General features: G+C 56.8%; 5 protein-coding genes. All 5 read left to right on the forward strand.

Going from position 1 to position 3,402, the window contains the following annotated elements; genetic code table 11:
- Positions 1-197: 197 nt before the first annotated feature.
- Positions 198-1,499: a type ISP restriction/modification enzyme gene (locus tag Q8K08_RS11915; protein ID WP_305250207.1), complete on the forward strand. Its 1,302-nt coding sequence runs from the start codon at positions 198-200 to the stop codon at positions 1,497-1,499.
- Positions 1,496-1,729 carry a hypothetical protein gene (locus Q8K08_RS11920; RefSeq protein ID WP_305250208.1) on the forward strand — a complete coding sequence of 78 codons (234 nt, stop codon included), beginning with the start codon at positions 1,496-1,498 and terminating at the stop codon, positions 1,727-1,729. The genes Q8K08_RS11915 and Q8K08_RS11920 overlap by 4 nt, the downstream gene beginning before the upstream one ends.
- A 27-nt stretch (positions 1,730-1,756) precedes the next feature.
- The gene (locus Q8K08_RS11925; RefSeq protein WP_305250209.1) at positions 1,757-1,942 is read left to right on the forward strand and encodes a hypothetical protein; all 186 of its coding nucleotides are present in this window, start codon (positions 1,757-1,759) and stop codon (positions 1,940-1,942) included.
- A gap of 66 nt (positions 1,943-2,008) precedes the next feature.
- Positions 2,009-2,269: a WGR domain-containing protein gene (locus Q8K08_RS11930; RefSeq protein WP_305250210.1), complete on the forward strand. Its 261-nt coding sequence runs from the start codon at positions 2,009-2,011 to the stop codon at positions 2,267-2,269.
- A gap of 897 nt (positions 2,270-3,166) precedes the next feature.
- Positions 3,167-3,402, forward strand: a 236-nt coding sequence (locus tag Q8K08_RS11935) for a single-stranded DNA-binding protein (RefSeq protein WP_305250211.1), incomplete at its 3' end; no start/stop codon positions are given.

Here is a 3,402-nt window from a genome sequence, read left to right on the forward strand (position 1 = left end):
CCAAAGCATCCGGGCAACCGCCAGCTCAATGACAAGCGCGGTCGCCCGGATGCTCGCGCTCCCTCACGCGACAATCTCCCTAACCCCAAAGTGGCAACATTTTGCGCTGCCCTTTGGCTCACTTTTACTCTGCCGTTGACATTATCAAAGATTTTGGATCAATAGCGGGGATCACAAATGCGAATTCATGGTCTCATGTGGCGCCTGATGACCAAAATGATTGGATCAACCAACGCGATGTCAGCTTTGATGCCCATATTTCGATGGGGGAAAAGAATGGCGCAGTTAGTCCGCTGTTCGAAGTGTACTCACGTGGGATCGAGACGGGGCGCGATGCATGGTGCACCAATTTCTCTGAGATAGATCTTTCCAGGAACATCCAAAAGACTGTGGATTTCTATAACGAGCAGGTAGCTCATTTTGAGAGAATTCGCACGGATGGTAGCAGTGCAAAGGACTTAGTCCGATACACGCCGGAAGCCATCAGTTGGACAAGCAGCTTGTTTGCGTCCCTCGAAAGGGGCACGCAGTTGGCGTTTGAAAGTTCTGATATTAGAACGGGTTTGTATAGGCCGTTTGAAAAACGGCATGTCTACCTGAACAAGGGCCTAATTCATCGAATGGGAAAGAATTTTTCGATCTTCCCAATCTCTGGTATCGAGAACAAGATCATCAGCGTTCCAAATTCGGGCAACATAACCCCCTTCTCGGCGCTAATGGCAAATACGTTTTTGGACTTGTTCGTGACTGCGGCCAAAGGCGGAACTCAGTGCTTTCCGCTCCATCTCTACGATCACCAAGACGAAGGCACTGGCGGCCTTTTTGCAGACCAAACTTTTGGCCCTCAGCGCCGTGACGGCATCACTGACGCTGGCCTGAAACACTTCCAAGACGCCTATCCCGGCGAAACGATCACCAAGGAAGACCTGTTCTATTACGTCTACGGCCTGCTGCATTCCGAAGATTACCGCGCGAAATACGCCGACAACCTGTCCAAGGAACTGCCCCGCATCCCCCGCGTAAAAACCGCCGCCGACTTCTGGGCCTTCAGCCGCGCGGGCCGCGAACTCGGCGATTTGCATGTAAACTATGAAACGGTCGAACCCTACCCGGTCACGATCAAGCAAGGCGACCTGCGCCTGGCCGACATCAAGAACCCCGAGGCCTTCTACCGCGTCACCAAATGGGCCTTCGGCAAGGCGGGCAAGGAAAAGGACAAGACCATTGTCATCTACAACGCCAACATCACCATGCAGGATATCCCGCTGGAGGCCTACGACTACGTCGTGAACGGCAAGCCCGCGCTGGAATGGGTGATGGAACGCCAGGTGGTCAAGACCGACAAGGACAGCGGCATCGAAAACGACGCCAACCGCTATGCCATCGAGACGATGAACAACCCCGCCTACCCGCTGGAACTGTTCCAGCGCGTCATCACCGTCAGCCTGCGAACCATGGAAATAGTGCGCGGCCTGCCGAAGCTGGATGTGATGGCATGAAGATCCTAAGGCTGTTGATCGCCCTTTTTCTGATCCCGACCAGCGTGAGCGCACAGCAGGGGTTCAGCTGTTCCTACGGTGACCGGGGAGCATGCCTTGGATTTGGCGATACGGTCTGTTCCAGCAGCGGCATGTGCGTAGACCAGAACGCGGCCTGTTTCGACAAATACCAATGCAATTATGAAGGCTTCACCTGCAAATCGAACGTGACCGAATGTGCCGAGGCGTAGGACAAGCTGCTGAGTGAAAACAACACTTTGGTCGATGAATACAATGACCTGCTCAAGAAGCACAAAGAGTTGGCCACAGATTTTGATGAAATGATTACAGCGGCCCGCGCGCTGAAGGCCGACAGCGACCGATTGGAAACCAGCCTCGCCGACATGGAAACCTGTCTGCTCTATGCCAGCACGCTTGATGATGCGAAGCTTTGTACGCGCTAAGGTTTTCCATGCTTCCGAGGATGCCCCCCACCTGCTAGATTCAGGGCACCCAAGCGTCCGGTAGCAATGTCCAAATCACCTGACCAGTTCGAAGTCTTTCCCCGCTTGCTGCATTTGCGGCGACTTGACCCCGCGCGCAACATGCGGCGCTATTATCTGATGGTGATTGAAAGCGACCTTTTCGGCAAGTCCAGTCTGGTGAGGGAGTGGGGGCGGATCGGATCGCGTGGCCAGATGCTGGTCGAAACCCACGCCGACGAGGGTAAAGCCGTGAACGCCCTGATGAAACTTGCGCGGGCCAAGGAACGGAAAGGTTACGTTCGCTGACGGTCGGAATCCTGAGGTTCAACGCCTCCCAAGCCGATCTGAAATCGCCTCGATTACTACCAACCTGTCGCTCACCTTGGGTAGGCGAGGCCCTTTGCGTTCCGGGCCATGAGCGATAGAACAGGGCTCGATAACTCACGACATGGCTATGGCACGAGCGATAGAGATCATCTTCCTTAGTTTGACCAACGGCCACGCCGACCAATCGACTTTGCCGCGACCCGTCACCTCACGCCGACTATGGGCACTTTCATGTCGTCGCGAAGCATTTCGATCCGCTCCTATGGTTCGATGTACTGGTCAAGGTGCATCCCTGCATATCCAGCTGGGCAAAGGCGTCAACCTTCCCCCACATTCGTTGCAGCCCCTGCGGACGCACTCGGGACGTCGTTCTGTGGTGTCAGAGCGATCGGTGACCACCACCTTCTTGCCCCCCAGATCGCAGCAAGCGACTCGGCCTCATCGTTTTCCGCAGGCCGGTGCTTCGGTCTGCCCATCCTGGCGGCCTGACTCTCGCGCAGGTCTCACCTTCGCCCATCGGATAAGCGGCGCATTCAGCTCGGATGGCGTTGATCCGGCTCCTCTCCCTTTCCGGGTTCTTTTTCCCTGGGTCTAACCATGCCGGGGGACGGGTGTCATCGTTCTGCACTGTCGCTTCCCGCAATCCCGGCTTGGGCACCTCCCTTCGACTGGCAATCCCCTAAGCCTGTTCGGCCTCTGGCTCGCAACCCCGCTCAAGGCCGGGCCGTGTTGTCCGCGTGCCGCGTCCTGCCCGCACCACCCCTGCCCCTCGGGGGTTTCCGGTGGCTGAGGTGCCACCGTGCAAGCCTCAGCCAACAGGCTTCATTCGGGTCTTGTCGAAGGGATGGTCCCTTCAGCCAGATACAGGAGCTAACCATGCAGAATATCGTCATCCTCGCCGGCAACATCGGTCAGAACCCGGAAGTCCGCACCACGCAAAGCGGCACCAAGATCACCAACTTCACCCTGGCCACCTCGCGCCCGCGCCTGTCCGAAGGTCGGGTCCAGCGCGACGAGAACGGCTACCGCGTGATGGACACCGAATGGCACCGCATCACCTGCTTCAACGGCCTCGGCAAAACCGTCGCCGAGCACTGCGAAAAGGGCATGAA

Origin of the sequence: Pseudotabrizicola sp. (genome assembly GCF_030684215.1) — a bacterium.
Classification (GTDB): Bacteria; Pseudomonadota; Alphaproteobacteria; order Rhodobacterales; family Rhodobacteraceae; genus Pseudotabrizicola.